Raw genomic sequence first — 26,328 nt, 5'->3', positions numbered from 1 at the left:
ATAAAAATATTAATTTTCTCACAAAGTACGATTTTAAAAGAAAATACTATTTAATAAAATTTAAAAATTTTAGAGTGGTTATCAAAAAAGCTAAAGAAAACAAAGTAAAATTGTTTTTAAACACTTGAGTAAAAAAGTAACATAAAGTATTATTAAAAAATTTTATTTCCTTACTTAAATAGCAATAATTGCAAGGATAAATTCTAATAATTTTCATTACATTACAGCAAACATAATCTATAAAAATTTAACTAGTAATATCACTATAAAGCTATAAATATTAGATTATTTTTAAAAATTTTATTATATTTATAAAACAAAAAATAATTTTAAGATTAGAGATAAAAGGGGGTTATTTTCATCCTCAGATTTTGAGGATGAAATATTAATGAAATTTTAAATATCAAGCCGCAAGGTTAAAATTTATTCTTTTTAACATCAGCTACTATTGTCTTAGCCATTTCATCGATTTGGGCGGTGATTTCATTTGTTGAACTCACGATATCAACATTTTGCTTTGTAATGCTATCAATCTGACTTACGCTTTGATTTATCATATTTATGCCTTCGCTTTGCTCTCTGATGCTTTCACTCATCTCATTGATACTTTGAGTAAGTATATTTGCGTTAGTTTCGATCTCGCCAAGTGATTTTTGAGTTCGCTCTGCTAGTTTTCTAACTTCATCCGCAACTACAGCAAAACCTCGTCCATGCTCACCAGCACGTGCTGCCTCGATAGCAGCGTTTAGGGCAAGTAAGTTAGTTTGATCTGCAATATCTCTAATAATAACGATGATATTTTTAATCTCTTCAGATTGTTTTATAACATCTACAGTCTTTTGACTAATTGCGCCCATTGAGCTACTCATTTGTTCGATCGCAGCAGCACTTTCTTGGAGAGAATTTGCCTGTGTGCTAGCACCTTGAGTTACTTGCTTCATTGATGCATCTAAATTTTTGGCTTTTTCTTCTAAGAATTGTGCTTGTTTTAAGTTAAACGCAAGCATATTAGCTATCTCTTCGCCAAGCTCATTTGTTACTAGTTCGACATTGCCTTTGGCATCCAAAATTCTTGAAGTAAAATCAGAATTTCTAAAATCATTAAAAGTTTTTTGGATCATATTTAAATCGCTACCTACTCTTTTCTCCAAAACATCTAGCATTTTATTTAAGACATCTTTTAATTCAATTAGTTTTGGATTAGCTGGAACATCTACTATTCTTGCTTTTAGATTTCCATTTTCTATCGCCTTTGCAGTCTCAACAGATTGAGATACCACTCTAGAGTCTTGATCGGCATTGTCAAAAATTTTAGCAATATTATCATTTATTAGTTTACTCATTACGCCAAATTCATCTTTTGTTGCTACCTTTGAAACAACTGGCTCTTTTATCTCAAAATTTAAAAATCTAAAGAAACTAACCAAAGCATCTGTAATAGTTTTAATCGGATTAAGCGATCTTTTTAGCAAGAAATATACAAACGTAGACAAGACAACTATAAATATAAAGGCTAAAATAATTTGAACTTTTAAAATAGGCAAAGTATGCGAGCTAAAGATATTTTGATCCATTGCTGTTATTGCCAACCAACCTTTGTCATTTATCTCTAACATATAAGCATAGACATCTTCGCCTTTTGTATTTTTATATGCTATTAATCCATTTTCATCAAATTTCTTTTCATTATATTGTTTTATTAGACTCTTTGCGATCTCATGAGGTTTGCCGACTAATTCTTTATTTGGGTGCATTATAACGTTGCCATTTTGATCTGTAACAAAAGCATAGCTGTATTCAGTCTTACTGATTTGCGATATATTATTGCTCAACTCCTCAATAGATGCATCTATGCCCGTAACTCCAATATTTTTAATAGGTGCAGCAAAAGTTATAACCATCGCATTTAATGAAGCTGCCATGTATGGATCAGTATATATTGGTTTATTCTCGGCTTTAGCTTGTTTATACCATCCTCTAACTCTTGGATCATATCCAGCTTTATTTTGCCCATTTGATCTAAACATAGCCCCATCCTCATATCCAGCGTAAACAAGAGTGATCTCTTTTCCAGATATAGCTTTTGCTTGAGATAAAGCTAAATTTATACCATCAGCATTCATCGAGCCATCACTTTTCTCGCTTATCTTACTAAGAGTCTCAGCCATTTTTTCTATAGCATACTGATTATTGGCAAAAAAGCTATTTAGTGTGATTTTCACATCTTTTAAGATTTGCTTTTGAGTTTGTATTACTAACTCAATGGCTTTATCATGAGCTGTGTTATAGCTAGCTAGAGATATTAGCGAGAATGATATAAATAATGCCAGTATTAGCATTAAAGATATTTTGTTTGCAATTGATCGCATTTACTTTCCTTTTACAAAAATTTTTAAGGTGCGATTGTATATTTTTTTATATTAAATAGTATTAAATAATATTAATTACAAAATAGTGATGTATACATTAAATAATAATTTTGAATTATTATTTCATTTTAGATAGTTAAAATCAGCGAAATAAAATTAGAATTTAGGGGAAGCAAACCCCTAAATTCGGCTCTAAGATTAAAATTTATTCTTTCTAACGTCAGCTACTATCGTCTTAGCCATGTCGTCTATTTGGTCAGTAATCTCGTTTGTTGTACCAACAATATTTATATTTTGTTTTGTAATACTGTCGATCTGACTTACACTTTGATTTATCATATTTATACCTTCGCTTTGCTCTCTGATGCTCTCACTCATCTCATTGATACTTTGAGCTAGAACATTTGCATTAGCTTCGATCTCACCAAGAGATTTTTGAGTTCGCTCTGCTAGTTTTCTAACCTCATCTGCCACCACCGCAAATCCTCTGCCGTGTTCACCCGCTCTAGCTGCCTCGATAGCCGCATTTAGAGCAAGTAGATTGGTTTGATCGGCTATATCTCTAATAATAACGATGATGTTTTTAATCTCTTCGCTTTGTCTTGTTACGTCGCTAGCTTTTTGGCTAATGGCGTTCATAGAACTGCTCATCTCTTCTATAGCAGCCGCGCTTTCTTGGATGGAGTCGGCTTGCTTATGGGCTCCGTCGGTTAGGGTTCTCATAGATTCTGCTAGGATTTTAGCTTTTTCTTCTAGAACCTGAGCTTCTTTTAAATTTTCCCTTAGCATATTGCTTACTGCGTCGCCCGCGCTTTGAAGGCCTACTATCATATCTTTTAGGTCGCTTTCAAGCTCCGGTTTTAGCTCTAATCTAGGAGTATAGTCGTTTTTGTTATAAGAAGCTAAAACTACGGCTATGCCTTTTAAATTTTCGGAAATAGAAGTAAAGAATTTATTTAGCAGATCTTTTAACTGAACCAAAGCCGGGTTATTAGGAACGGAATTGATCTTAGCTCCCATGTGTCCTTTTATCATGAGATTTGCTATACCGTTCATCTCGTCTATTAAGGCGCTATCTTTTTTAACGCCATTAAGGACTTTTTCTATATTTTCGTTAATAGATTCGCTCATTCTGCCGAATTCGTCTTGCGTAGTTACTACTAGCTTTTCCGGAGCGTTAGGGGTTTCGTAGGTGATGAATTTAAACGCGTCTTCAAGCTTAGTTTGAATAGTTCTAATAGGGCTAAGCGATTTTTTAAGAAGAACAAATACGATAGCCGAAAGTATGACTATAAAAGCTACGGCTAGGATTATTTGAGCTTTTAATAAAGGCAAGGTATTAGACGAAAAAGTGTCTGCTCCGATAGCGGCTACGGCTAGCCAGCCTTGGTCGTTTATAGGAAGGACTTTGGCGGTTACGTTTTCGCCTTTAGAGTTTGTATAAGGAATAAGTCCATTTTCATCAAATTTTTTAGCCGCAAAAACCTCAGCAATATATTTGCTAGAAGGAACAGTTTTACCAACATTGTTTGGGTCATTGTGCATTAGCATTACGCCTTCTTTATTTATTAAATAGACGTAACCGTATTTTGTTTTACCCATTTCGAGGATTTTTTTACTTAAAGCATCTATGTTTAAATCAAGTCCCAAAACACCATCAAAATTTCCATTTTTATTTACTGGAGCGGCAAAGCTAATTACTAAAGCATTAGACAAGGCAGCTTTGTAAGGTTCGGTATAGATAGCACCATTTGCACTCTTTGCCGCTTTATACCAGCCTCTAGTTCTAGGATCGTAGTTATCGGCTGGAGTTGTTCTAGTGCCGTCAGACTGGAAAAAATGTCCATCACTCTCGCGACCATAAAAAATATCAGTAACTAGATGACTAACGCTTTCTTTTTGCATTTTTGTTTTTTCCATGTACGAGTCATCATTATTTGGTATTTGTGCTATATCTGAAGCAGACTTTTTGGCAACTTCTAAATAATCTTCAAAAAAAGAATCCGTGGTTGCTTTGATATCACTTAGAATCTGATCCTGGGTCTGGCTGACCAACTCTACTACCTTACTTTCCGCTGTATAGTAGCTGACTGCTGAAATAGCAGCAAACGAAATAACTAGCAATGAGATGATAATCATCGCTATCTTTGAAGTTATGGACTTCATCTTTCCTCCTTTAAAAAGTTAAAATCACTTTAATTTATCGAAAAAGAATTAAAATTAGTATTAAATTTACCCTCTATTTAATGCTTTTTAAAAATTAATAAAGACATCTTGACAATTAAAAATTTTTGAATAAATTTTAGATCACAAAACGCCATCGAATAATCTAGTTTTGCTTTTTATTCTCTAGCTAGATTTAAAGTATAAATTTTTACTTGAAAATCAATAAAACAACACCTGAAATAATAAGACAAATGGCTAAAATTTCTTTTAAATTTAACCTCTCGCCAAGAAAGATGACAGCCAAAATAATAGCAAGCACAACACTAAATTTATCAACCAGCGCCACTTGATAGGCATTACTTGTTTGTATTTCTTTAAAACACACAGGACAAAATAACACAGTGGTGATATCCTTTACGTCAAATTTTACAAATATAATTGCAAAATAAAAAATTTATAAAGCTATAGACTTTAATATAAATTTAAGCTTTCGTGAGTAGTAGATTTATTTTAAATTTTAAGTTCAAAAGCAGGAGAAGACTCCCCTGCTTTTAATATTATTTAGAAATTTTTGGCTCAGCAAAAGCTGTAAGCTTTAATGCCTCGTCGCCTTTATATTTCTCGATATTTACAAGAGCTGTGTGGCTGATATTGCCATTTGCTAGCTTGCTTGTTGGGATATCTATGGTTAGCACGTTTGCAGAGCCGTTTTTGCAAATTCCACTATCAAAGCCGTCATACCAAGCGCCCTCAGCTAGTTTTACAACGCCATCTTTGATATTTTTAGTCACGTGAGCACCTGCTAGCACCTCTCCACGTGCGTTAAACACACGCACCAAATCACCACTTTGTACACCAAGCTCTTTTGCGTCTTTTTCGTTGATCCAGATAGGCTCGCGGTTTGCGATCGCATAGTTGTCACGAAGTGAAGTTTGGCTTAGCTGTGAATGCAAGCGGTCAGTTGGGTGAGCGCTTATCATGTGGAATTTAGCTGGCTTATCTTTCATGCCTAGCCACTCGATTGGCTCAAACCACATTGGGTGTGCCTTGCAGTCGTCATAGCCCATTTTCTCGATAGTCTCTGAGTAAATTTCTATAAGACCACTTGGAGTTCCAAGAGCATTTAGCACAGGATCTTCTCTAAATTCGCCAAACCTCACCCAGCTATCGCTATCTTGAGATGAGGCAAATGTAACTGGCTTGTTCTCGTTCCAAAACTCTTCAAATGGCTTCATATCAGTTGTGAGCTCTGGTATAGCTTTGACCTGAGCATAGGCTGCGTCATAGTACTCTTTGATCCAGTCAAACTCATCCTTGCCGTTATCTGTGTAGGCAATGACTAAATTTTTAGCATAAGCCTTGCAAAGATCGATGAAAATTTGGTAGTCGTCTCTTGCTTCGTGGTATTTTTCAACGACTTGCTTCATTGGCACGATGTTCATATTTGAGTAGTCGCCAGTCATGGTGATATCGTTTCTCTCGTACTCTGTAGTGACAGGAAATACTATATCAGCCATTTTTGCTGTCGGTGTCCAATATGATTCATGTACGACAACCGTTCTTGGCTTTCTCCACGCTTTTAAATTTGTATTTGTATCTTGGTGGTGTACAAGTGGGTTGCCGCCGACCCAGTAGATAAAGTCGATATCTGGATAGGTGATCCTTTTGCCGTCGTGATCGATCACTTTACCAGGATGTAGCAACGCATCAGCGATACGAGCTACCGGGAAGGCATAATTGGTTGCTTTTTGTAGCCAACTTTGGCCTGTGCCTGCTGCTGCAGCTGCCTTTGCGACGAAGCGACCTCGTTTGTCAAACTCGCCTGTATCTGTGCCAATAAACTCGCCTTTATTGTTGAATTTACCAACACTTGCACTATTTATGCCGCCGATGACTGCACCCTTGCAAGTCGGAGCGCCGCCGTTTGAGTAGTGATAGCTAAGCCCGAATCCACCGCCAGGAAGTCCTATCTGACCGATCATAGCTGCTAGTGTCACCATCGCCCAGTGTGGTTGCTCGCCGTGGTGAGCGCGCTGCATACCCCAACCACTCATTATCATAGTGCGGTTTGCGATAAATGTATCAGCTAGCTCTTTTAAAGTATCTTTATCGATGCCACAAATTTTGCTCGCCCACTCTAAATTTTTAGGAGTATTGTCTGTCTTACCAAGTAGATATGGGAGAAATTTATCAAAGCCAGTTGTGTAGGTTTCAATGAAATTTTTATCATACTTGCCGCTCTCATATAGGTAGTGCATCATACCAAGCATCATAGCTGTGTCGGTGTTTGGCACCGGAGCGATCCACTGAGCATTATCAAAGTATTGCGCTGTGTCACTCTTGATAGGATCGATGATGATCACTTTGATATCTTTTTTATTTTTGAGCTCTTCAAAGTATTTAAAGCCCTGCTCGTCGGTGCTAGTCCAAGCTATGCGAAGTGTCGCAAGTGGGTTTGCACCCCAGATGACTACGACTTTTGAGTTCTCAAGTACGACTGGCCAGCTAGTTTGCTGCTCATAGACCTCGATACTACCAACAACGTGAGGCATGATGATCTGGCTAGCACCTGTTGAGTAGTCCCCTAGAGAGCCAACGAAGCCACCGCTTAAATTCATAAATCTATGAAGCAAAATTCTTGAGTTATGCACGTTGCCGCTTGATTTCCAGCCATAGCTACCCGCAAATACGCTTTGCAAGCCTTTTTGTGCTCTTGTTTTTTTCAGCTCTCTTGCAACTAGTTTGATCGCCTCTTCGTAAGGCACCTCAACCCACTCATCCTTGCCGCGAAGCTCTGGCTTTGGATTATCTGGATTTTCAAGGTAGCTCTTTCTAACTGCTGGGCGTTTGATACGACTTTTGTAGATCATATCTGGTGTGTAGTACTGAAGTGGGTTGTAAATTTCACTTGTTTTTTGGATAGGCTCTGACTTTACTGCAACGCCGTTTTTGGTTGTCACTTTTAACATCCCCCAGTGAGCGGCTGTGATGACCTCGCCATCTCTTAAAACACTCTTTTTTACGCCATCAGCAAATAAATTTGATGCTGTTACGCTTGAAAGCAAAGGTGTCGCTGCAATTGCTGTAGCACCTTTTTTTAGAAATTCTCGTCTGTTCTCGTTCATCTTATCTCCCTTTCATTTTTAAGTTTTCTTTTGAATAAGCTAAACTTTAATATTTGTTTTTACTCGCCGCTACAAAAGTTTTGCTTATTTACCTAGGTTTACGTCAGATGAGTGTTTTTGAAGGTATTCAACAACCAACCACTCGTCTTTTTTATCTATCGCTGTTCTGCCGATCATTGATTTTAGCAGTGATGGCCACTGGTTTGCGTTAAAGTGCGTAGTTTGAGGCAACGCATGGCAAACGCCGCAACTCTCTTTATACATCTTATCAGCTTTTGCAAACATCGCATTTACATCAGTGCTAAAGCCATCTTTTTGAACAAAAACTGTTGTCTCTACCTCGTTCCATTTACCATTTTTGCCCTCTTTAACTACTTTTATGTCAAAAGGTGCAGTTTTTGCAAATGCTACCGAGATGATCCTAGCACCATCAGCAAAATAAACTACGTTGCTAACGGCTGGGTTTTGATAGCCTTTTACTTTGATCTGCGCTCTGTCACCGCTTGTTTGTAAAATTTCAACTGCGTTGGTTGGTAGCAGTCTGCCTATGCTCTTAGCTGAGTTTGCATCAGCATATACGTCCTTTACGACATCTGTGTAGTTCATACCCGCACCAAATGCAGCACAAGCCACGATGGCTGAAAAAATGATTTTTTTCATATTTCTCCCTTCAAAATGAAATCGTTTAAATTTTAGGAGCTTTTTGATTAATTACAAATTATAATTAAAAATATACTTTAAGAATAATGCAGAAAATTTTATTTAAAAATGAGTAAAAATACGCCGGACACGATAAGACAGATGGCTAAAATTTCTTTTAAATTTAGCCTCTCACCAAGAAAGATGACAGCCAAAATAATAGCCAGCACAACGCTAAATTTATCAACTAGCGCTACTTGATAGACCTTGCCTGCTTGCATAGCTTTAAAATACATAAGCCAAGATAGCCCAGTAGCTATGCCACTTAGTATGAGAAAGAGCCAGTTTTTAGGGCTTAGAGAGCTTAGTGGCTGCCATTTTTTAGCAACACTTAGAAGTAAAATAAGCATAAAAACGACAACGATTGTTCTTATAAATGTAGCAAAATCGCTGTCAATGTCCTTTACGCCAAGCTTTGCAAAGATTGCCGTAAGTGCGGCAAATATAGCTGAAAGAGCTGCGTAGATAAACCACTCTGGCATCTTTTTCCTTATAAATTTAAAGGAGCAAATTTGCTTCGCCCCAAGCTAAATTTATCCCTCGTAGTCACCAAGCATATCAAGTGTAGGGGCAAAATACAAAGCCCCAGTTACTGGCGTGCTAAAGTCAAGCAGCCTATCTGAGTTGCCTTTTGGCTCGCCGATAAACATCTTTTTAAGCATAAGTTCAACCGTTGAAAATGTGCTCGCATAAGCGATAAAGTAAGTGCCTGTTTTGCTACCTTCAGTAAATGGCATATTGCCGCGCACAACCTTTTTATCATCGCCGACATTTGCAGCAGCTGAGTGTGAGTTACTAGGCTTTTCATCCTCGCTCATCTCGATGTCATACTCTTTTGAGCGGCCTATCACCTTTTCTTGCTCGCTTATGCTTGTGGCGTTCCACTCTTTCATCTTATGGAAGTATTTTTGCACGAAAACGTAGCTTCCGCCCTTAAATTTAGCATCCTCTTTGCCAACTTTTGCAAAAAGGTCCCTATCTTCGCCGTCAGGATTTTCAGTGCCATCGACAAAGCCGATGATCGCCCTTCCGTCGTGGTATTTAAAGCCTTGAGTCTCGTCTGTAAGCTCTGCAAATTTAAACAAAACTTCTTTGATATTTTGCGCCATGTCAAAGCAGTCAGCTGCGTTTAGCGCACGGATGTGGATGTGGATATCGCCCTTTGTGCTAACGGCTTCATGTTTATCGCCTTTGATCGCTTTAAAATTTACAAGCTCTTTTGGCAATTCTTTTGAAATTTCAAGCTTCTTCCAAGCATCATAACCCACGCCAAGGACACAATTTACATTTTCATTTGCACCAAATCTAACTTTGGCAGTTTTGTTTAAATTTACAACCAAAGCACAAAGTCTAGCAAAGCCCTCTTTACATGCCTTCTTGTCGCCTTTTAAAACCCATGTTTGAAAGACTGTGTTGTTACCAGGTGCTTGTGTGACCTCTTGTGAATTTACACTCATTTTTTCTCCTTTAAATTTTTGTTTTTATGCAATGTTTTCTAAATTTAGTTGCTCGTTTATCTGCTCATCGCTATCATCAAAGACAAACTCAACCTTGTTTGCGCCAAAGCTCTTAGCTATCGCCTCAAGCGTATCGCGAGCTGATTTATGAATTTTACTTTGAAGCTGCGAGACAAGGCGAACACTCATCTTTTTCACTTCGTTTCTAGCCTCTTCTATGAGCCTGTTTTTGTCCTCTTCTGTAAATGTGCTTCCAAAAAAGCCATTTAGTGAGTCAGGCAGCAAAAATGGTATAAATTTGCCGTTTTTCTCATCGTAAAATTTCATATCGGCGATTGAGAATTTATACTTACATGGGGGCATTTTTATCTTGTAGCTAGAGTTTGCGATCTGCATGATTTCAAGCTTTGGACTAGTTAGATCGTAGATGAAATTTATCTCAAACTCAAATATCATCGAAAGCTTCTTCTCACTTACCAGCCACCTTAGATACTCTTTGCCAAAATTTCCAAACGCATGGTCGGTTTTTGTGACGATCTCTTTGCTATATACCTGAAAAACAGATAGCTCGCCTATGCTTTTTAGCTGCGAAATTTCAGTGCTGACTGAGATATTTTCGCTGTCATCTTTTGCTTTTTTTAGCGCCCTACTCGCCCTATAAAAAGCAAATGCCAAAACAGCTAGCAAGATAGCTAATATCAAATTTGCATATTCGCTCATTTTTTCTCCTTTAAAGCTTGCTATTTTAGCTTAAATTTGTAAAGCAGAGATGAAATTCTACTTTTATTAAAAATTATATTTAAATAATTGTTTTAAAATAAAATCGTAATTAATAATATTTGTGTGATACTATTTTAATCATTTTTTCATATCTTATAGTAAAAATAGCGTAAAAATTGGATTATTAAAGTAAAATTTTATCATAAATTTTAATATTTTAATTAATAATTTATTTTAAGGATATTACAATCCATTTAAATTTTATGCAAAAGGATGAGATGTGAAAAGATCCATTTTAAATAAAAAATGTATTTTGATAAGCGCGGCTTGTTGTACTCTTTTGTTTGCAAATTCAATAAATGCTAACGAGCAAAACAGAGGCAAATTTGGCGATATAAAAAGCTGGGAAAGCGATGAGTACAAGGCTGACTGGGGCTTAGTTCGTATGAATACAGCTATTGCTTATGCTCTTGAAGTAACAGGCAAAGGCGTGACTCTTGGCGTGATGGACTCTGGCGTGCTGCTTAGTCACAAAGAATTTAGCGACGGTAGGGTAAGCGCACTAAAAATTTCTGGCAGCTACTACAAAGACGGACAAAGATACCCAGATACTGAGTACGGCAACTCACCACTTCTCAAAAAAGGGAGCGACGAGAAAAATAGAAAAGACTTTGGCGACTTCAAAAAAGGTGAAAAATTTGAAACTGATGGCAACTGGATCGCTGGTGTAAATGACTCACACGGCACGCACGTAGCTGGCACGATTGCTGGCTCAAGAGATGGCGTAGGCATGCACGGCGTAGCATTTGACGCAAAACTTATAATGGGAAATACTGGCGGAACCGATGGTATGACATATGGACCAAACCAAGACTACAACTTCTTTTTAGCATCTTATGAGGGATTAGCCAAAGGTGGCGCAAGAGCTATAAATAATAGTTGGGGTTCAAACCGCAAATTTTATAAAGCTTATGAGGGAGCAACTGGATTTGATGGTGGCAATAGCTTAGATATAAAAGATCTTGACGCAGCCTATAAAAGCTACTATCCATTTGTCACAAATGGTAAAAATTTTATAGATGCCGCTTATGAAGTCGCCAAAAAATACGGCATCATTCAAGTCTTCACTGCCGGAAATAGAAATGGCATGAAAGAGTCATATACAAGAGCGATGCTTCCATATTTTCGCCCAGACGCTGAAAAATACTGGATAAATGTCACAGGCCAGCTAGAAGGCGATACGCAGCGCTACAACACAGCAGGTCACTCAAAATGGTGGAGCATAGCAGCACCTGCAAAACCTATATACTCAACTATCGTTGATTTAAAAACTGACGAAGCTGGCTATGGCAAAAAGGGCGGCACATCTATGGCAGCTCCACACGTCACTGGTGCACTTGGACTTGTTATGCAAAGATATCCATATATGAGTAACTCTCAAGCAAGAGAAGTGCTACTAACTACAGCTAGACAAGTACATGATGAGTTTAAGAAAAATGACACGAGAAAAATTTCTGGCTTTACTGCGCCACTTGGCGTACCTGATGAGCGCTGGGGCTGGGGAGCACTTGATATGTCAAAGGCTATGTTTGGACCAGGACAGCTACTAGGCGTATTTGATGTAAGTCTAGACACAGACGATCTTTACTCAAATAATATCAGTGATGTAGCTATAAAATACAGGAAGACCGAAGATGAAGCAGAAGCACAAATTTGGGCTAATCGCAAGGCTAAGCTTGAACAAATGTCAAATTTAACAGCCGAGCAAAGAGCTGAACTTGATATAGGCAACGCTAGAGAAAAAGCAAGAGAACAAAGAGCTAGAGAAGGCTATGAAGGAACTCTTATTAAGAGAGGCCTAGGCACCCTAAAACTAGCAGGTGACAACTCATACACTGGCAAAACCATAATAAAAAGTGGCAAGATCACAGCACTAAATCAATCACTAAAATCAAGCGAAGTAGTAGTTGAAAATGGTGGTGCACTTGAGATTGTTAAAGAGATGAGTGTTAGAGAGATTGATAGAAGTAGATTTTCTCAAAAGCTATCTTTTAAAGATGTAACTAGGAAAAGTACAAATGACGCGGTAAAAGCTACTATAAAAACAGGTGGTAGTTATATCATCTCAAATAATGCAGCAAATTTAAATCTAAATTTTGAGAAGAACTCTATTATAGATATAAGTGAGCCAGATGTAGATGTCATGAAAAGACTATATGATGATAGCTCAAAGGCAAAAACTTACGCCGTAACTGGAAATTTTAGTGGCTACAACGACACTATCTCAAAAAAATACGCATTTTTTGACCTTACTAGAAATTATAGTGACAACAAGCTAGAGCTAACACTCAAAAAATCAAAAAATACAATAACAAGTATAGCAGCTAGCGACGGCCAAAAGAGAGTAGCACAGCTCATAGAGAGCACTGCTAGCAGGCCAGCACTCCTTGCTTCGCCGTTTAGAAGTAGACCAGCAGTTATTACGAGTGATCTATATAGACACTTCATCTACGCTACACCAAAAGAAGCAAGTGATACGCTAAAAACATTTGCAAATAATGCAAATTTAGCTCAACATAATGCATTTTTACTAGAAAATATCTTGCTCAAAAATGCAATCAATAACCATGAATTTGATCCATTCAGCGCAAAAGCAATCGATGCGAGTGGCATGAAGTTTTGGTCAAATACCATGGCTAATGCTATGAAATTTGATGATGTAAAAGCAAACTCATTCACTCAGCTTTTTGGATTTGACGGCAATGTAAATGATGCTTTCACACTTGGTGGCGTGCTTGGTGCTAGCAGTGAAAAAGTAAAAGAAGATGGCGATGATGCTTATAAAACAAAAGGTACAAGCATCGGTATCTACGGAAAAAGCCTGATCGCTAGCACAAAACTAGACCTCGGTCTCATATACACAAATGCAAAACGAAAAACACAAAATGGTGCCACAATCGTTAGCTTTTACTCAGATGAGCATGTAAAAAGCAAAGAAAAAGCACTTACTGCTTACGCAAATTTGGCATTAACAGCATTTAATAGTGCGAATTTCTCACTAAATCCTTATGTGGGTGCAAGCTATCTACGTATGAAAACTGATAGCACTAGCCAAAATGTAGGAATTTTCAGAATGGACGTTGATGAAAAAACTAGAAATTTAGGTGTATTTAGCATAGGTCTAAACCCTAGTGTGCCATTTAGTCTTGGTAGCACAAAGATGAAATTTGAAGCTGATCTAGCCTATAATAGACTAGTTGGCGATACGAGACCAAATATCGGCGTAAATATCGCAAATGCTGGATACTTGGAACTTGAAGGAAAAGAGGTACGCGATCTTGGCACAGCTAGCCTTGGTGTAAAAGCTAATGTTTATAAAAATATAAATTTAGGCCTATCTTACACAGGTGCTTTTGCTAAAGACGTGAAGTCAAACAGCGTAAATGCGAAATTTGAAATTTTGTTTTAATAGGTAAATCATGCTCGCTACTTTAAATAGTAGCGAGCCATTAAATTAAAATAGTTGAGTGAAAGAAAAACCGTTTTTAGTAAGTACTTCTTTGATCTTTTCTTGATGCTCAAGACCCTTTGTCTCAAGTGTGATAGTAATACTTGCATCACCATAATCAAGCCTTGTTGAGAAGCGGTCGTAGTCGATCTTGACGATGTTTGCATTTGCTGATTTGAGGCTATCTGTTAGGCTCATAAGCGCTCCTGGCTTATCCACAAGCGTTATTTGCAAGGTCATCTTGCGATGAGACTTGATAAGACCCTTTTCGATGATAATAGAAAGCACCTGTACGTCGATATTTCCGCCACTTAGTACCACGCCTATCTTCGCACCTTTTTTAAATTTGATCTTATCATGCATAAGTGCTGCCACGCCAGCTGCGCCAGCTCCTTCTACAACGATCTTTTGAGTCTCTAGCAAAAACAAAATCGCAGTTGCGATCTCCTCATCATCAACTTGCACAAACTCATCAACGCACTCAATAATATTTGCTAATGTGATCTCGCTCGCATCACGCACAGCGATGCCATCAGCTATGGTGCGGACTGATTTTGAGTTTATGCTCTTTTTAGCACCGTAGCTATTAAACATCGCTGGAGCGCCTTTTGCACCGACACAGATTACTTTTGTCTTTGGATTGACCTGCTTTATACAACTAGCCACACCACTAGCTAATCCGCCTCCACCAACTGGGACGATGACTATATCAAGGTCGCTTATCTCATCAAGCATCTCAAGCCCCACAGTGCCTTGTCCTGCCATGACATACTCGTCGTTAAATGGGTGAACAAAGGTCATACCCTTATCTTTAGCGTAATTAACCGCAAAAGCGTACGCCTCATCGAAATTATCACCTTTTAAAATAACCTCTGCGCCAAGGTCTTTCGTACCAGCAACCTTTAGAAGCGGGGTTGATTCTGGCATGATGATACAAGCGTGTACGCCAAATTCTTTCGCGCTTATCGCTACGCCTTGAGCGTGGTTGCCAGCACTTGCAGCCACGACACCACGCTTTCTCTCCTCATCACTTAGGCTAGCTATTTTATTGTAAGCGCCTCTTATTTTATAAGCTCCGGTTCGTTGTAAATTTTCCTCTTTTAGATAGATGCTTGCACCCAAATTTTTACTAAGTTTCGCACTCAGAGCAAATGGAGTTTTATTTACAAAATGACCGATCGTGATCTTTGCTTGGATGATTTTATTTAGTGAAACCATTTTTTATTTTTCCTTTTTTAAATTATTCTTTTGCCCTTAGTAGCACGCCACACTCGATGTGATGAGTGTTTGCAAACTGATCAAAAATGGCAAATTTTATCACTTTATGGCTTTTACAAAGCTCTTTTAAATTTTCTTTTAGAGTCTCTGGATTGCACGATATATAGATGATATTTTTAAAATTTTTGATGAAATTTATGACACTTTCGCTTAGTCCTGCACGGGGCGGATCAACAAGGACGTGAGAGAAGTTAAAATCGCTTAAATTTATATCCTTTAGTCTATTAAATTCCCTAACGCCAGCAAATGCGCTCATAAGCTCATCAGCATCCATTCGTAAAAATTTGATGTTTTTAGCCTTATTTAGCTCGCAGTTTTTAAGGGCATTTGCGATCGAGCTCTTTGAAATTTCAGTGGCAAGTACATTATTAAATTTAAACGAAAGCGGAATAGTAAAATTTCCATGTCCGCAGTAAAGCTCCAGTAGGTCAGCGCCACCTTGCACGCACTCTTTTGCCCAAGCTATCATCTTTTCATTTACGGCTCTATTTGGCTGGATAAAGGCATTCTCAGATAGGCTAAATTTATAAATTTGCTCTCCAATATTTAGCTCATCGATCAAATTTAGCTCACCACTTAGTAGCTTTTGCCCACGCGATCTAGCAAGTATGGTGACGTCAAGCTTACTAGCTAGAATTTTCATAGCCGCCTCAAACTCGCCATCAAGCCTTTTATGGTAAAGAAGTGTGACCAAAATACCGCTTTTACAAGAGATAAATTCCACTCCAAAAAGCTTTGCGCGTAGTATTTCGCTCTCTTGTAAGTTATAAAGCAAGCTTGGCATAAGCTCTGAAATTTGCTCGCAGACCTTTGGGCAATCATCTATAAAGACCTTTTTGCCCTTTTCGCTTGCATACATCGTATAGCAAAGCTTGCTGCCTTCATGCCAGATGCCAAACTCAGCTCTTGTGCGGTAATGTTTTGGTGTTGAGCTAAAAACATCAAACTCACCATCATAAAACTCTGAAAAATTTTGTTTTACAAGGTCAGTTTTAAATAAAATTTGCTCATCATAAGGGGCAAAAAGAGTGCAAGAGCCGCACTCTTTTAAATAATTGCAATCCAAATTTATGCTTCTACTTTCTTTCCAACAAATCTAACTAGTGCCCAAATCGCTAAAAATCCGCAAGGAAGTGCGATCCAAACGCTAAGACCAAGTGCAACTGGCAAGTAGCCAACTAGCACACAAACCGCACAAACACTAAGTGCATATACCATTTGAGTTGAGACGTGATCGATATGGTTACATCCTGCGCCCATTGATGAAAGGATCGTAGTATCCGAGATCGGTGAGCAGTGATCACCAAAGATCGCACCTGTAAGTACGCCTGAGATATTTACGATCATATAAGCGTGCATCGCATCGCCCTCTAGGCCGTAGTTTTTGCCGACAGCATAAGCTAGTGGGATAGCTAGAGGCATTAAAATCCCCATTGTGCCATAGCTTGTTCCAGTCGAGAAGCTAATAAACGAACCAAGGATAAAAACAGCAACTGGCAGGATAAATTTAGGCGTTGAAGAGCTTAATAGATCAACCAAATATCTTGATGTGCCAAGCTCTTTGATAACAGCACTAAGGCTCCACGCAAGAAGCAAAATGACAACCGTAATTATCATAGTCTTCCAGCCTTTTACCCATGTGCTGATAGCCTCTTTTACGTCAAAAATTTTACGCCAAACACCCATTGTGATAGCTACGATACTAGCAAGTAGTGCTGCTTGAAATAGCGATGTAGCCGAGTCAGCTGCGCCAAAGGTATCTTTAAATGTAGAAAATGAAAGCGGATTAGCAAGTGCATTTTTAAGAGCATCACCCTCAAGTGCAGCAAGACCACTAAAGTAAAAACTAGTAAATGCGCCAATGACCAGCACAAGAAGTGGCACAACAGCATTTGCAGCGCTTAGTTTTACACCCTCTTTTGGCTCAAGTGTTTTATCTTCAAGATCTTGGATTTGAGTTTTACCTGAGTGAAGCTCGCCCTTTCTGGCACGTCTTTCAGCTAATAGCATTGGTCCGTATTCACGTTGCATCAAGGCTGTACAGACTATAAAAAATAAGATGAAGAGGTTGTAAAATCTATATGGAATTGTCTCGATAAATATAGAATAAGCGTTAATGCCAGTCTCTCCAACTAACTCATAGCCCTTTTCGATGAGTGAAACCTCAAGGCCAACCCATGTCGAGATGATAGCTATGCCAGCGATCGGTGCTGCGGTAGCATCTATGATAAAAGCTAGTTTTTCGCGGCTTATTTTAAATTTATCGCTTATTGGTCTCATAATTGGACCTACTATTAGAGCATTTGCATAGTCATCAAAAAATACAAAAATTCCCATCAGCCACGTTGAAATTTGAGCTGAAATGCCGCTTTTTGCCTTTTTGCTAAGCCAAAGAGCAACCGCCTTTGTACCACCCATTTTTGTGATAAGTGCGACCACACCACCGATACAAAGCACTTGAAGTAAAATTCCTGAGTCAGTCTTATCAGCCATTGATTCAACGACCCTTGAAACGATACCTGTAAAGCCTTTTACGATACCCATAAAGATGTTTTCATTGATGATATTTATGAGAAATGTTCCGCTAAAAACACCTATAAATAGCGACAAGATGACGTCTTTTGTGATAAAAGCAAGTGCTATTGCCACAACAGGCGGTATAAGCGTAAATACGCCATAAATTTCAGCGTTTCTCTTTGCCGCTTCTGGATCGACACCAAAAAGCGCAACGCTAAAAAAAAGTAATAATAAAATTTGTCTCACAAGAACTCCTTAAAATTTTTCTATCGCAAGCCCAGCCCAAGTCTGCGTATTTGCCATGACTTCGACCCTGTTTATGTTGACACTTCCAGGCATATTTAGACAATTTACCAAAATCGTCGCGATATCCTCAGACGTGATGAAATTTGTATTTTCATAAAGACTATCCGCCTTTGCCTTATCTCCCCTAAATCTAACCTCACTAAATTCAGTCTTACAAAGCCCCGGCTCGATGTTTGTCACCCTGATATTTGTACCAACTAGATCGTTTCTTAAATTTAGGCTAAACTGCTTCACAAAGGCCTTTGTGGCACCATAAACATTGCTTCCAGGATATGGCCATGAGCCAGCTGTCGAGCCAATATTAAAGATATAGCCCTTTTCTTGCTTATAAAGTAGTGGCAAAACCGCCTTTGTCGAGTAGATAAGACCCTTGACGTTGGTGTCTATCATCGCCTCAAAATCCTCCACCTTCGCATCTATCGTCTTTTCAAGTCCAAGCGCCATACCAGCGTTATTCACAAGTACTTCGATGTCTTTAAAATTTTCAGGCAAGCTATCAACTGCGTCAAAAACAGCTTCTTTATCGCGTATGTCAGCTACAATGATATGCGTATCGCCAAGCTCGCTTGCAAGCTTCTTTAGCCTATCTTCGCGCCTTGCAAGAGCGACTATCTTGTAGCCCTCTTTTGAGAGTCTTCTAGCGATCGCCTCGCCAAATCCAGATGTTGCACCAGTTACAAAAGCTGTCTTTTTCATGATTTTTCCTAATTGAAATTTGGCTTTAAACCCAAATTTTCTAAAAATTTGATCGTCTTTTCGTTTTGTTCTTTCATGGCATAGTCAAGCGCGTTAAATCCAGCATCATCAGTGGCATTAATATCAGCACCATTATCCATCAAAAGCTTTAAAATTTCTGGTGTTGCATGAGCTGCTGCATGCATAAAAACGCTTCTATTTGTATGCTCTAGACCACATGTATCTTCAACTTGCGTCATACCCAAATTTATCATATTCATCTTGGTATTTTCATCTATGTAGCTCTCGTTGGCATTGGCACCATTTTTTAGCAAAAGCTCACAAAGTGGCTTATCGCTAAACTGCACAGCATAAAAAAGTACACTTTTTCCAAAGAAATTTTTGTGATTTACATCGGCTTTATTTGCAAGTAAAATTTTTACATTTTCTATATTTTTTAAAGCAAAAAATAGCGGCGTCTCATCGCCCAAATTCACATCGGCCCCACACCTTATGATCTCTTTTATCATATCACTACTTTTTTCGTTTAAAAGCGCGATATTAAGTAAATTTGTAAGCTCAGCGGTACTGAAATTTTTTGAGTAAAGTAAATTTGCCAGCTCATCGGAATTTATCCTTTGAGCCATTATATTTTGCTCAGGTGTTAAAATTTTAGCTTTATTTACATTTTTACCAACGCCAAAAGTCAAAAACTCATTTACCACGCTAGTTGCGTAGTAAGCGGCACTTGCCGTATCAAGTCCAAGACTTTCATAAAATTTTACAAGCGGAGTTTGAGCGTTTTTGTAAGCTTCTAAAAATTTTTTATATTTTAAAAAATTAAATAAGCTTTCATTTGCCCAGTACCTAAAATACCCCATTCTGGCGTCTTTTTCTCCCTCAGCAACCTTTGGCTCTGCAAGCTCTTTTTGATAAAGCTCAGGCGCAAATGATGCTTTTAGCAAAAGCCATCTAAGCTTGTTTAAATTTTCTTTATAAACTCTATCACCAACGCAACTTTGAGACTCGCTTCTAATAGCCACACTCGCATCAAAAAGCTCTTTCACCTCTTCTAAATTTAAAAGCGAACCATTACAGTAAAATAGCCCCTCATTCGTGTAAGCAAGATCGTTTGGAGTAGTTTTAAAGCTCTCTTTTTTAGCAAGATCACTGCACTCTAAAGCGTGTAAATTTATAAAAAAACAAACGCTAAAAAAGAGAAAAAAAACTACTTTTTTCATCAAAGCTCCTTAAAATTTCGCGATATTGTAACAAATTTATATGCTAAACTCGCTTATTTCATTAAAATTTAGATATTTATAAATTTCATCTTTATTTAAGCTAAGACTATCTTTTACTATCTTTTTATATTCATCTACACTTGGTAAACGTCCAAGTAGTGCACAAACAGCGGCTAGCTCGGCACTTCCTAGATAGACCTTCGCGCCCATGCCCATTCTGTTATCAAAATTTCTGGTCGAGGTAGAAAAGACAACGGCATTGTCATTAACTCTTGCTTGATTGCCCATACAAAGCGAACAGCCTGGTACCTCTGTCCTTGCATTTAATCTTTTAAAAATTTCATAAATGCCCTCATCTTCAAGCGTGCTTTTATCCATCTTTGTCGGCGGTGCTATCCAAAGCCTAGTTGTAAGCTTGCTCTCATGCTCCAAAATTCTAGCAAGTGCCCTGTAATGGCCGATATTTGTCATACAGCTTCCCACAAAAACTTCATCGATATTATGCACTCTTTTGTTATCAGCTAAAATTTCACTTAGTGTTGCCACATCGTCTGGGTCATTTGGGCACGCCAAAATCGGCTCATCTATCTGCGACAAATCGATCTCCAAAATTTCAGCGTATTTTGCATCTTTATCGGCTCTTAAAAGTGTTGGATCTTCTAGCCATTTTTGCATTTTTTCTTTTCGTCTAGCAAGCGTTTCACGGCTCTCGTAACCAGCTTTTATCATCGCATCAATTAGCGCAACATTTGAGCGAACATACTCCACGACACTATCAACGCTTAAATTTACCACGCAGGCCGCAGCCGAGCGTTCAGCCGAAGCGTCACTTAGCTCAAATGCCTGCTCTACTTTTAAGCTCTCAAGCCCTTCTATCTCTAAAATTTTACCCGCAAAAACATTCTTTTTATCTTTCTTTTCAACACTTAAAAGCTCTTTTTTGATCGCAAAATACGGTATCGCATTTACAAGATCCCTAAGCGTCACGCCCTCTTTTAGCTCGCCTTTAAATTTAATCAAAACCGACTCTGGCATATTTAGTGGCATCATTCCAAGTACCGCTGCAAAAGCCACTAGACCACTGCCCGCTGGAAAGCTAATACCAATAGGAAATCTCGTGTGACTATCGCCTCCAGTGCCCACCGTATCAGGTAATACCATGCGATTTAGCCACGAGTGGATGACACCATCGCCTGGCTTTAGACTCACACCACCACGTAAATTTATAAATTTTGGCAAGCTCTCATGCATCACAAGATCACTTGGCTTTGGGTAAGCAGCCGTATGGCAAAAGCTTTGCAAAACAAAATCCGCGCCAAAACTAAGGCTAGCAAGCTCTTTAACCTCATCTCTAGTCATCGGCCCAGTCGTATCTTGCGAGCCAACAGTTAAAATTTCTGGCTCCACATAAGCCCCAGCTCTCACGCCAGCCTTACCACAAGCCTTGCCAACCATCTTTTGAGCCAGCGTATAGCCGCCGCTCTGCTCTTTTGGCTGATCTGGCTTTATAAAAATTTGCTCCTCACCAAGCCCTAGAGCCTCTCTGGCCTTCTTGGTCACTTGGCGTCCTATCATAAGCGGTATCCTGCCACCCGCTCTTATCTCATCGCTTAGAGTATTTGGGTTTAGTTTGAAATTTGCCACGAGTTTTTTCTCAGTGCCAATAAGCTTATAAATTTCGCCTTTAAATGGATAAATTTCTATCTCATCGCCCATCTCAAGCTCGTTTACGTTTGCAACTATCGGCAGTGCGCCGCTGTCTTCCGCGGTGTTAAAAAATATTGGAGCTATGGTCGTGCCTATCACGATGCCACCCGTTTTTTTGTTTGGCACACCCTCGATCTCATCGCCCAAATGCCACTGGATCGAGTTTATACCGCTCTTTCTGCTGCTGCCAGTGCCAACCACATCGCCAACATAAGCCACTTTTTTACCACGAGTTTTAAGTTCTTTTAAAATTTCTAGACCCCCAGGCATCTTTTTAACAAGCATCGCTTTTGCGTGAAGTGGTATGTCGGCCCTTGTATAGGCCTCACTCGCTGGACTTAGGTCGTCAGTATTTGTCTCACCAGATACTTTAAAAACGACTGCGTTTATACAGGTTTCGATTGGCTTTTTATGCGTAAACCACTCTGCGTTCACCCAAGAAACAAGCACCTCTTTTGCAAATTTATTGCTACTTGCTAGCTTTGCGATCTCGTCAAAATATTCATGCACTAGGATAATATTTTTTAGCTCATTTGCCGCAGCTTGTGCAATATTTTCATTGCTATTTTTTAGAGCTCGCACCAAAATTTCAACGTTATATCCGCCAAGCATCTTGCCTAAAATTTTAATAGCACGTATCGCGTCAAGGCCGTTAACAGCAAGCCCATCAATCACTTCACCAAGAAATTCTGCCTTTATCTTCGCTGCGTCATCAACTCCAGGATTGATACGAGTTTCAAGCAATTTTATAAGAAATTTTAGCTCGCTTTGTGCCTTTTCGTCGCCACTAGACTTGCTGGCAAGCTTTATTAGCTCGCAAACTTCATTTGTTTGCTTGGCATTTAATGCAAGCGGTGGCACGCCCTCTTTTTCTCGCTCGCTCACGTGTTTTTCGTAGTCGGTAAAAAAGCTCATAAAATTCCTTTGTGGTTTTTTGCTCGTTATTTTTAGCCTAAAAATCGCTAGTTTGCTTGCATTTTATCAAAAAGCAAAACAAACTAAAGTAAAATTTGTCCAAATTTTCAAATTTCAAGGAGCAAATGTGTCAAAAGCTTACCTAAAATCTCCCATTGGAATTTTAGAGATCGTTGCCAGTAAAAATGGAATTTGTGAGATAAATTTTGTAGATAAATTTGAAAAAGTAGCAGTAAATGATGAAAATTTAAGGCTTTGCCTTGATGAGCTAAAAGCATATTTTGAAGGCAGGCTTAAAATTTTTAGCATAAAGCTTGATATAAAAACAACTAATTTTAGAGCAAAAATTTACGAGGCCTTACAAAAAGTACCATACGGAGAAACGACCACATACGCAGCTCTAGCACTTGCCGTAGGTCATAAAAATGCCTACCGAGCAGCAGGAACAGCCAATGCTAAAAATCCAGTGCCTATCATCGTCCCTTGTCACAGAGTGCTAGCTAGCAGTGGGCTTGGCGGCTACTCAGGTGGAGATGGCTTGCCAACTAAAATCTGGCTTTTAGAGCATGAAGCAAAGCATAAATAGCTAAAAATTTACAGCAAAATAAAAGTCCGGCGAATTTTAAAATTTACAAGCGAACATTTTTAAAATTTATCAGAGTATTTAAAACGCATGCAGTGCTTTAGCGCCATTGAATGCACCTTGAACGTGAGTGATTTAGCAGATTTAAAAAGGAAGATAAGAGGACGGCCTCGTAATTCAAGCCCCATTGTCTCTCTTTTGAGTAAAAAGGAATTTATAAATTTAATAAAGCGTTTTCAAATTTTAAAACTTCATTCGCTCGCAAGAACTAAAATCTAAATTTGCTTACCGCTTAGCTCAAATTTTAGAGCCAAAATTACTCGTTTATGAAATTTTAAAATTTACTTGACACTCACTTGATTTAACAAAGCAAATTTACAAATTTTAAAACTTTACTCACTTGTCTTAGTAACTTACTAAATTCAGGTTTCATTATTTACTTGTTGCTGAAATCGAAGCGTGATATACTCGCTCATAAATTTTAAAATTTATTTTTCTCTAGTGTGCTGCATGTGCTTATAATGTTTAAATTATTAATTGCTTTTATAAGTTATATGGCTTTTTGCTTGGATTTTAGGATCGTCAAAATTTATAAATTTCTCTTGCCCCAAGTGAGAGAAAATGGGGCTAGAATAAGGATTATTTTTTAGCTACAAGAGCATTTTTTAGCACATCATCGATCGTATCTACGGCGATGATCTTCATATCAGCCTTTACTTCAGCTGGGATGTCGACAAGGTCACGGTCGTAGTTTTTACGAGGTATCAGAGCTGTTTTGATGCCAGCTTTGTGCGCGGCGATTAGCTTCTCTTTTAGACCACCGATCGGTAGCACTCTACCAGTTAGCGTAATCTCGCCAGTCATTGCTATGTCGTGTCTTACCTTTGTATCGGTTAGTATCGATGCGATCGCAGTTGCCATCGTGATGCCAGCACTTGGTCCATCTTTTGGTACAGCACCCTCTGGTACGTGCAAGTGAAGATCATAGCGTCTATAAACGTCGCTGGCTTCGAGCTTGTGCTTGTCATCGTCAAATTTTGGCACGATAGTCATCGGTACTTTTATTTTTTTGTTGTCTATTAGCACTTTAATAACGCTAAACGCGATCTGAGCGCTCTCTTTCATCACGTCGCCTAGCTGACCGGTGATCTGCATATTGCCTTTGCCCTGGATCCTGATAGCCTCGATCCTTAGCACATCGCCACCGACACTCGTCCATGCAAGGCCATTTACTAGACCTATCTGATCTTTTTTATCCGCTGGCTCGATCTCATAGACCTTTTTCTCCAAAAATTCTTTCAAATTTTTAGCCGTGACACTGATCTTGCCCTCATTTTTTTTAGTGAGGATATTTTTGGCGACCTTTCTTAATATATCAGCGATCCTACGGCGTAAATTTCGCACGCCACTCTCTCTTGTATAGTCGCTGATGATTAGCTCAAGTGCCTCTTTGCTGATACTCACATCGCTTGGTTTTAGGCCATGTTTTTTAAGCTCCTGAGGCAATAGATATTTTTTAGCGATCTCAAATTTCTCTTGTGGAGTGTATGAGCTAAGCTCGATAAACTCCATCCTATCTCGAAGTGCGGCTGGTATCATACTCACGTCATTTGCTGTGGCGATGAAGATGATCTTGCTAAGATCGATGTTAAAATTTAGGTAATAATCTCTAAATTTATTATTTTGCTCTGGGTCCAAAATTTCAAGTAAAACTGCGGTCGGGTCGCCTCTGTAGCTTCTGCCAACCTTATCGATCTCATCTAAGACAACCACTGGGTTCATCTGTTTGGCTTCTATTAGCCCTTGAACGATACGCCCTGGCATAGCGCCTATGTAGGTGCGGCGGTGACCTCTTAGCTCATTTACGTCCTCAAGTCCGCCAAGTGCGATCCTGACTAGCTCACGCTTTAGCGCTTTTGCGATCGAGTTTGCGAGACTTGTTTTACCCACGCCTGGAGGGCCTGCAAAGCATAAAATAGCGCCATTATTTACCTTTTCACCGACACCTCTAAGCTCCAAAAGCTCACGCAAAGCAAAATACTCCTCGATGCGCTCTTTTGGCTTCTCCAAGCTGTAGTGATCGGCATTTAGATGCTTGCTCACTTCGCTGATGGATGACTTTTTCTTAGCTACATTTTCAAATGGAATTTCTAAAACCCAGTCAAGATAGCTTTGCAAGGTATTTGCGTCTGCTGAGTCTGGGTGCATGCGAGAAAGCTTATCTATTTGTTTTTTGATCTCTTTATAGGCGTCCTCAGCCATAAATTTCTTCTTCGCATCAAGCTTTTTGCGGTACTCTTCAAGCTCCTCTTCACGGCTCGTATCCGCTCCAAGCTCAGCTTGGATTTGCTTTAACTGCTCCTTTAAAAAGTACTCTTTGTTTGTCTTATCGATCTTTGAATGGACTTTATTTTTTATCTCTTTTTGAAGCTTATTTGCCTCGATCTCTTCGATAACATAGTCGATGAGCTTTAGTAGGCGTTGCTCTAAATTTTCCTCGACAAAAAAGCTATATGCGATCTGTTTTTTTAAGCGAAGTGCACTTGAGACGAGATCGCAAACCCTGATCGCCTCAGCGCTCTCTTCTATCGTTTTTAAAAGATCAGGCGGGAAAAAATGGCTAAACTGCGAAAGCTCTCTTACTTTTTCTCTTAAAACTACGATTAGTGCATCAGTTTTAACCTGTGATGGACGTTTGACATGAAGCATATCGACGATGCCACGGAGTGGGTTTATGCCTGATTGTTTTAAAATTTTGCCTTTGTCGATGCCCTGAAATAGCACCTTCACGCGTCCGTCAGGTAATGGCACACGGCGCATTATCGTGCCGATTACGCCTGCGTCATATATGCCGTCAAAGTCTCTAGCGCCGTCTTGCTGAGGCTTTGTAGGCACCACAAGGATCGGAGTCTCTTCTTGTATGGCAAGTTCAAGTGCTTTTAAATTTTCATCATCGCTTAAAAAAAGCGGAGTTATCATAAATGGATATAAAAATAGCTCATCCTCAACGATAATAGGAATTTCAGTTGGGAAGCCTTTATTTTCGTTTATTTGCAAAATTT

17 protein-coding genes and 2 pseudogenes are annotated in these 26,328 nt (G+C 38.8%); 2 read left to right on the top strand and 17 right to left on the bottom strand.

The features are described from left to right. Nucleotides 1-416: 416 nt before the first annotated feature. From TH67_RS10840 to TH67_RS06265, 10 genes and pseudogenes are all read right to left on the bottom strand, one after another. Nucleotides 417-941 (bottom strand): methyl-accepting chemotaxis protein, encoded by a 525-nt coding sequence (locus TH67_RS10840; protein WP_374057352.1) that lies wholly within the window; start codon nucleotides 939-941, stop codon nucleotides 417-419. A 657-nt stretch (nucleotides 942-1,598) separates the two neighbouring features. Then, nucleotides 1,599-2,339, bottom strand: a pseudogene (locus tag TH67_RS10835) (cache domain-containing protein); the annotation flags it as partial. A 228-nt stretch (nucleotides 2,340-2,567) separates the two neighbouring features. Then, nucleotides 2,568-3,008 (bottom strand): methyl-accepting chemotaxis protein, encoded by a 441-nt coding sequence (locus TH67_RS10830; protein WP_374048479.1) that lies wholly within the window; start codon nucleotides 3,006-3,008, stop codon nucleotides 2,568-2,570. A 795-nt stretch (nucleotides 3,009-3,803) separates the two neighbouring features. Further along, nucleotides 3,804-4,508, bottom strand: a pseudogene (locus tag TH67_RS10825) (cache domain-containing protein); the annotation flags it as partial. Between the two features lie 235 nt (nucleotides 4,509-4,743). Beyond that, entirely contained in the window at nucleotides 4,744-4,935 is a 192-nt protein-coding gene (locus TH67_RS06290) for an EamA family transporter (RefSeq protein WP_234411978.1), read from the bottom strand. A 157-nt stretch (nucleotides 4,936-5,092) separates the two neighbouring features. Next, complete coding sequence (locus TH67_RS06285; RefSeq protein ID WP_072594834.1) at nucleotides 5,093-7,660, bottom strand: molybdopterin-dependent oxidoreductase; 2,568 nt, start codon at nucleotides 7,658-7,660, stop codon at nucleotides 5,093-5,095. A gap of 84 nt (nucleotides 7,661-7,744) precedes the next feature. Continuing rightward, complete coding sequence (locus TH67_RS06280) at nucleotides 7,745-8,320, bottom strand: cytochrome C (protein WP_072594833.1); 576 nt, start codon at nucleotides 8,318-8,320, stop codon at nucleotides 7,745-7,747. Nucleotides 8,321-8,418: 98 nt separating this feature from the next. Further along, nucleotides 8,419-8,841 carry an EamA family transporter gene (locus tag TH67_RS06275; protein ID WP_072594832.1) on the bottom strand — a complete coding sequence of 141 codons (423 nt, stop codon included), beginning with the start codon at nucleotides 8,839-8,841 and terminating at the stop codon, nucleotides 8,419-8,421. Nucleotides 8,842-8,892: 51 nt separating this feature from the next. After that, nucleotides 8,893-9,816, bottom strand: a complete 924-nt coding sequence (locus tag TH67_RS06270; RefSeq protein ID WP_072594831.1) for a Dyp-type peroxidase — start codon at nucleotides 9,814-9,816, stop codon at nucleotides 8,893-8,895. 24 nt (nucleotides 9,817-9,840) lie between these two features. Next, nucleotides 9,841-10,536, bottom strand: coding sequence for a DUF4230 domain-containing protein (locus TH67_RS06265; RefSeq protein WP_072594830.1), 696 nt, complete (start codon nucleotides 10,534-10,536; stop codon nucleotides 9,841-9,843). 280 nt (nucleotides 10,537-10,816) lie between these two features. On the opposite strand from TH67_RS06265, the gene TH67_RS06260 reads away from it, so the two are divergent. Next, nucleotides 10,817-14,005, top strand: coding sequence for a S8 family serine peptidase (locus TH67_RS06260; protein ID WP_072594829.1), 3,189 nt, complete (start codon nucleotides 10,817-10,819; stop codon nucleotides 14,003-14,005). 45 nt (nucleotides 14,006-14,050) lie between these two features. Here TH67_RS06260 and ilvA read toward each other — a convergent pair whose 3' ends face one another. Genes ilvA through TH67_RS06230 form a run of 6 tightly spaced genes read right to left on the bottom strand, consistent with a single transcriptional unit; the run spans nucleotide 14,051 to nucleotide 22,683 of the window. Continuing rightward, nucleotides 14,051-15,262, bottom strand: coding sequence for a threonine ammonia-lyase (ilvA, locus tag TH67_RS06255; protein ID WP_021090937.1), 1,212 nt, complete (start codon nucleotides 15,260-15,262; stop codon nucleotides 14,051-14,053). Nucleotides 15,263-15,284: 22 nt separating this feature from the next. Then, the gene (gene trmA, locus TH67_RS06250) at nucleotides 15,285-16,388 is read right to left on the bottom strand and encodes a tRNA (uridine(54)-C5)-methyltransferase TrmA (protein ID WP_072594828.1); all 1,104 of its coding nucleotides are present in this window, start codon (nucleotides 16,386-16,388) and stop codon (nucleotides 15,285-15,287) included. 2 nt (nucleotides 16,389-16,390) lie between these two features. Continuing rightward, nucleotides 16,391-18,085, bottom strand: a complete 1,695-nt coding sequence (locus tag TH67_RS06245; RefSeq protein ID WP_072594827.1) for a Na+/H+ antiporter NhaC family protein — start codon at nucleotides 18,083-18,085, stop codon at nucleotides 16,391-16,393. A gap of 9 nt (nucleotides 18,086-18,094) precedes the next feature. Next, the gene (locus tag TH67_RS06240) at nucleotides 18,095-18,841 is read right to left on the bottom strand and encodes an SDR family NAD(P)-dependent oxidoreductase (RefSeq protein ID WP_072594826.1); all 747 of its coding nucleotides are present in this window, start codon (nucleotides 18,839-18,841) and stop codon (nucleotides 18,095-18,097) included. 8 nt (nucleotides 18,842-18,849) lie between these two features. Next, a complete protein-coding gene (locus TH67_RS06235; protein WP_072594825.1) occupies nucleotides 18,850-20,061 on the bottom strand; it encodes an ankyrin repeat domain-containing protein in 1,212 nt (403 codons plus the stop codon). A 36-nt stretch (nucleotides 20,062-20,097) separates the two neighbouring features. Then, nucleotides 20,098-22,683: a bifunctional aconitate hydratase 2/2-methylisocitrate dehydratase gene (locus TH67_RS06230; protein WP_072594824.1), complete on the bottom strand. Its 2,586-nt coding sequence runs from the start codon at nucleotides 22,681-22,683 to the stop codon at nucleotides 20,098-20,100. A 127-nt stretch (nucleotides 22,684-22,810) separates the two neighbouring features. Here TH67_RS06230 and TH67_RS06225 point away from each other — a divergent pair, with 127 nt between their 5' ends. Next, complete coding sequence (locus tag TH67_RS06225; protein ID WP_072594990.1) at nucleotides 22,811-23,269, top strand: methylated-DNA--[protein]-cysteine S-methyltransferase; 459 nt, start codon at nucleotides 22,811-22,813, stop codon at nucleotides 23,267-23,269. 636 nt (nucleotides 23,270-23,905) lie between these two features. On the opposite strand, the gene lon is transcribed toward TH67_RS06225, so the two are convergent. Beyond that, nucleotides 23,906-26,323 carry an endopeptidase La gene (gene lon / locus TH67_RS06220; protein WP_072594823.1) on the bottom strand — a complete coding sequence of 806 codons (2,418 nt, stop codon included), beginning with the start codon at nucleotides 26,321-26,323 and terminating at the stop codon, nucleotides 23,906-23,908. Between the last annotated feature and the right edge of the window lie 5 nt (nucleotides 26,324-26,328).

The organism is Campylobacter concisus (genome assembly GCF_001891085.1).
Classification (GTDB): domain Bacteria; phylum Campylobacterota; class Campylobacteria; order Campylobacterales; family Campylobacteraceae; genus Campylobacter_A; species Campylobacter_A concisus_O.
This window is presented reverse-complemented; position numbering and strand designations above follow the sequence as displayed.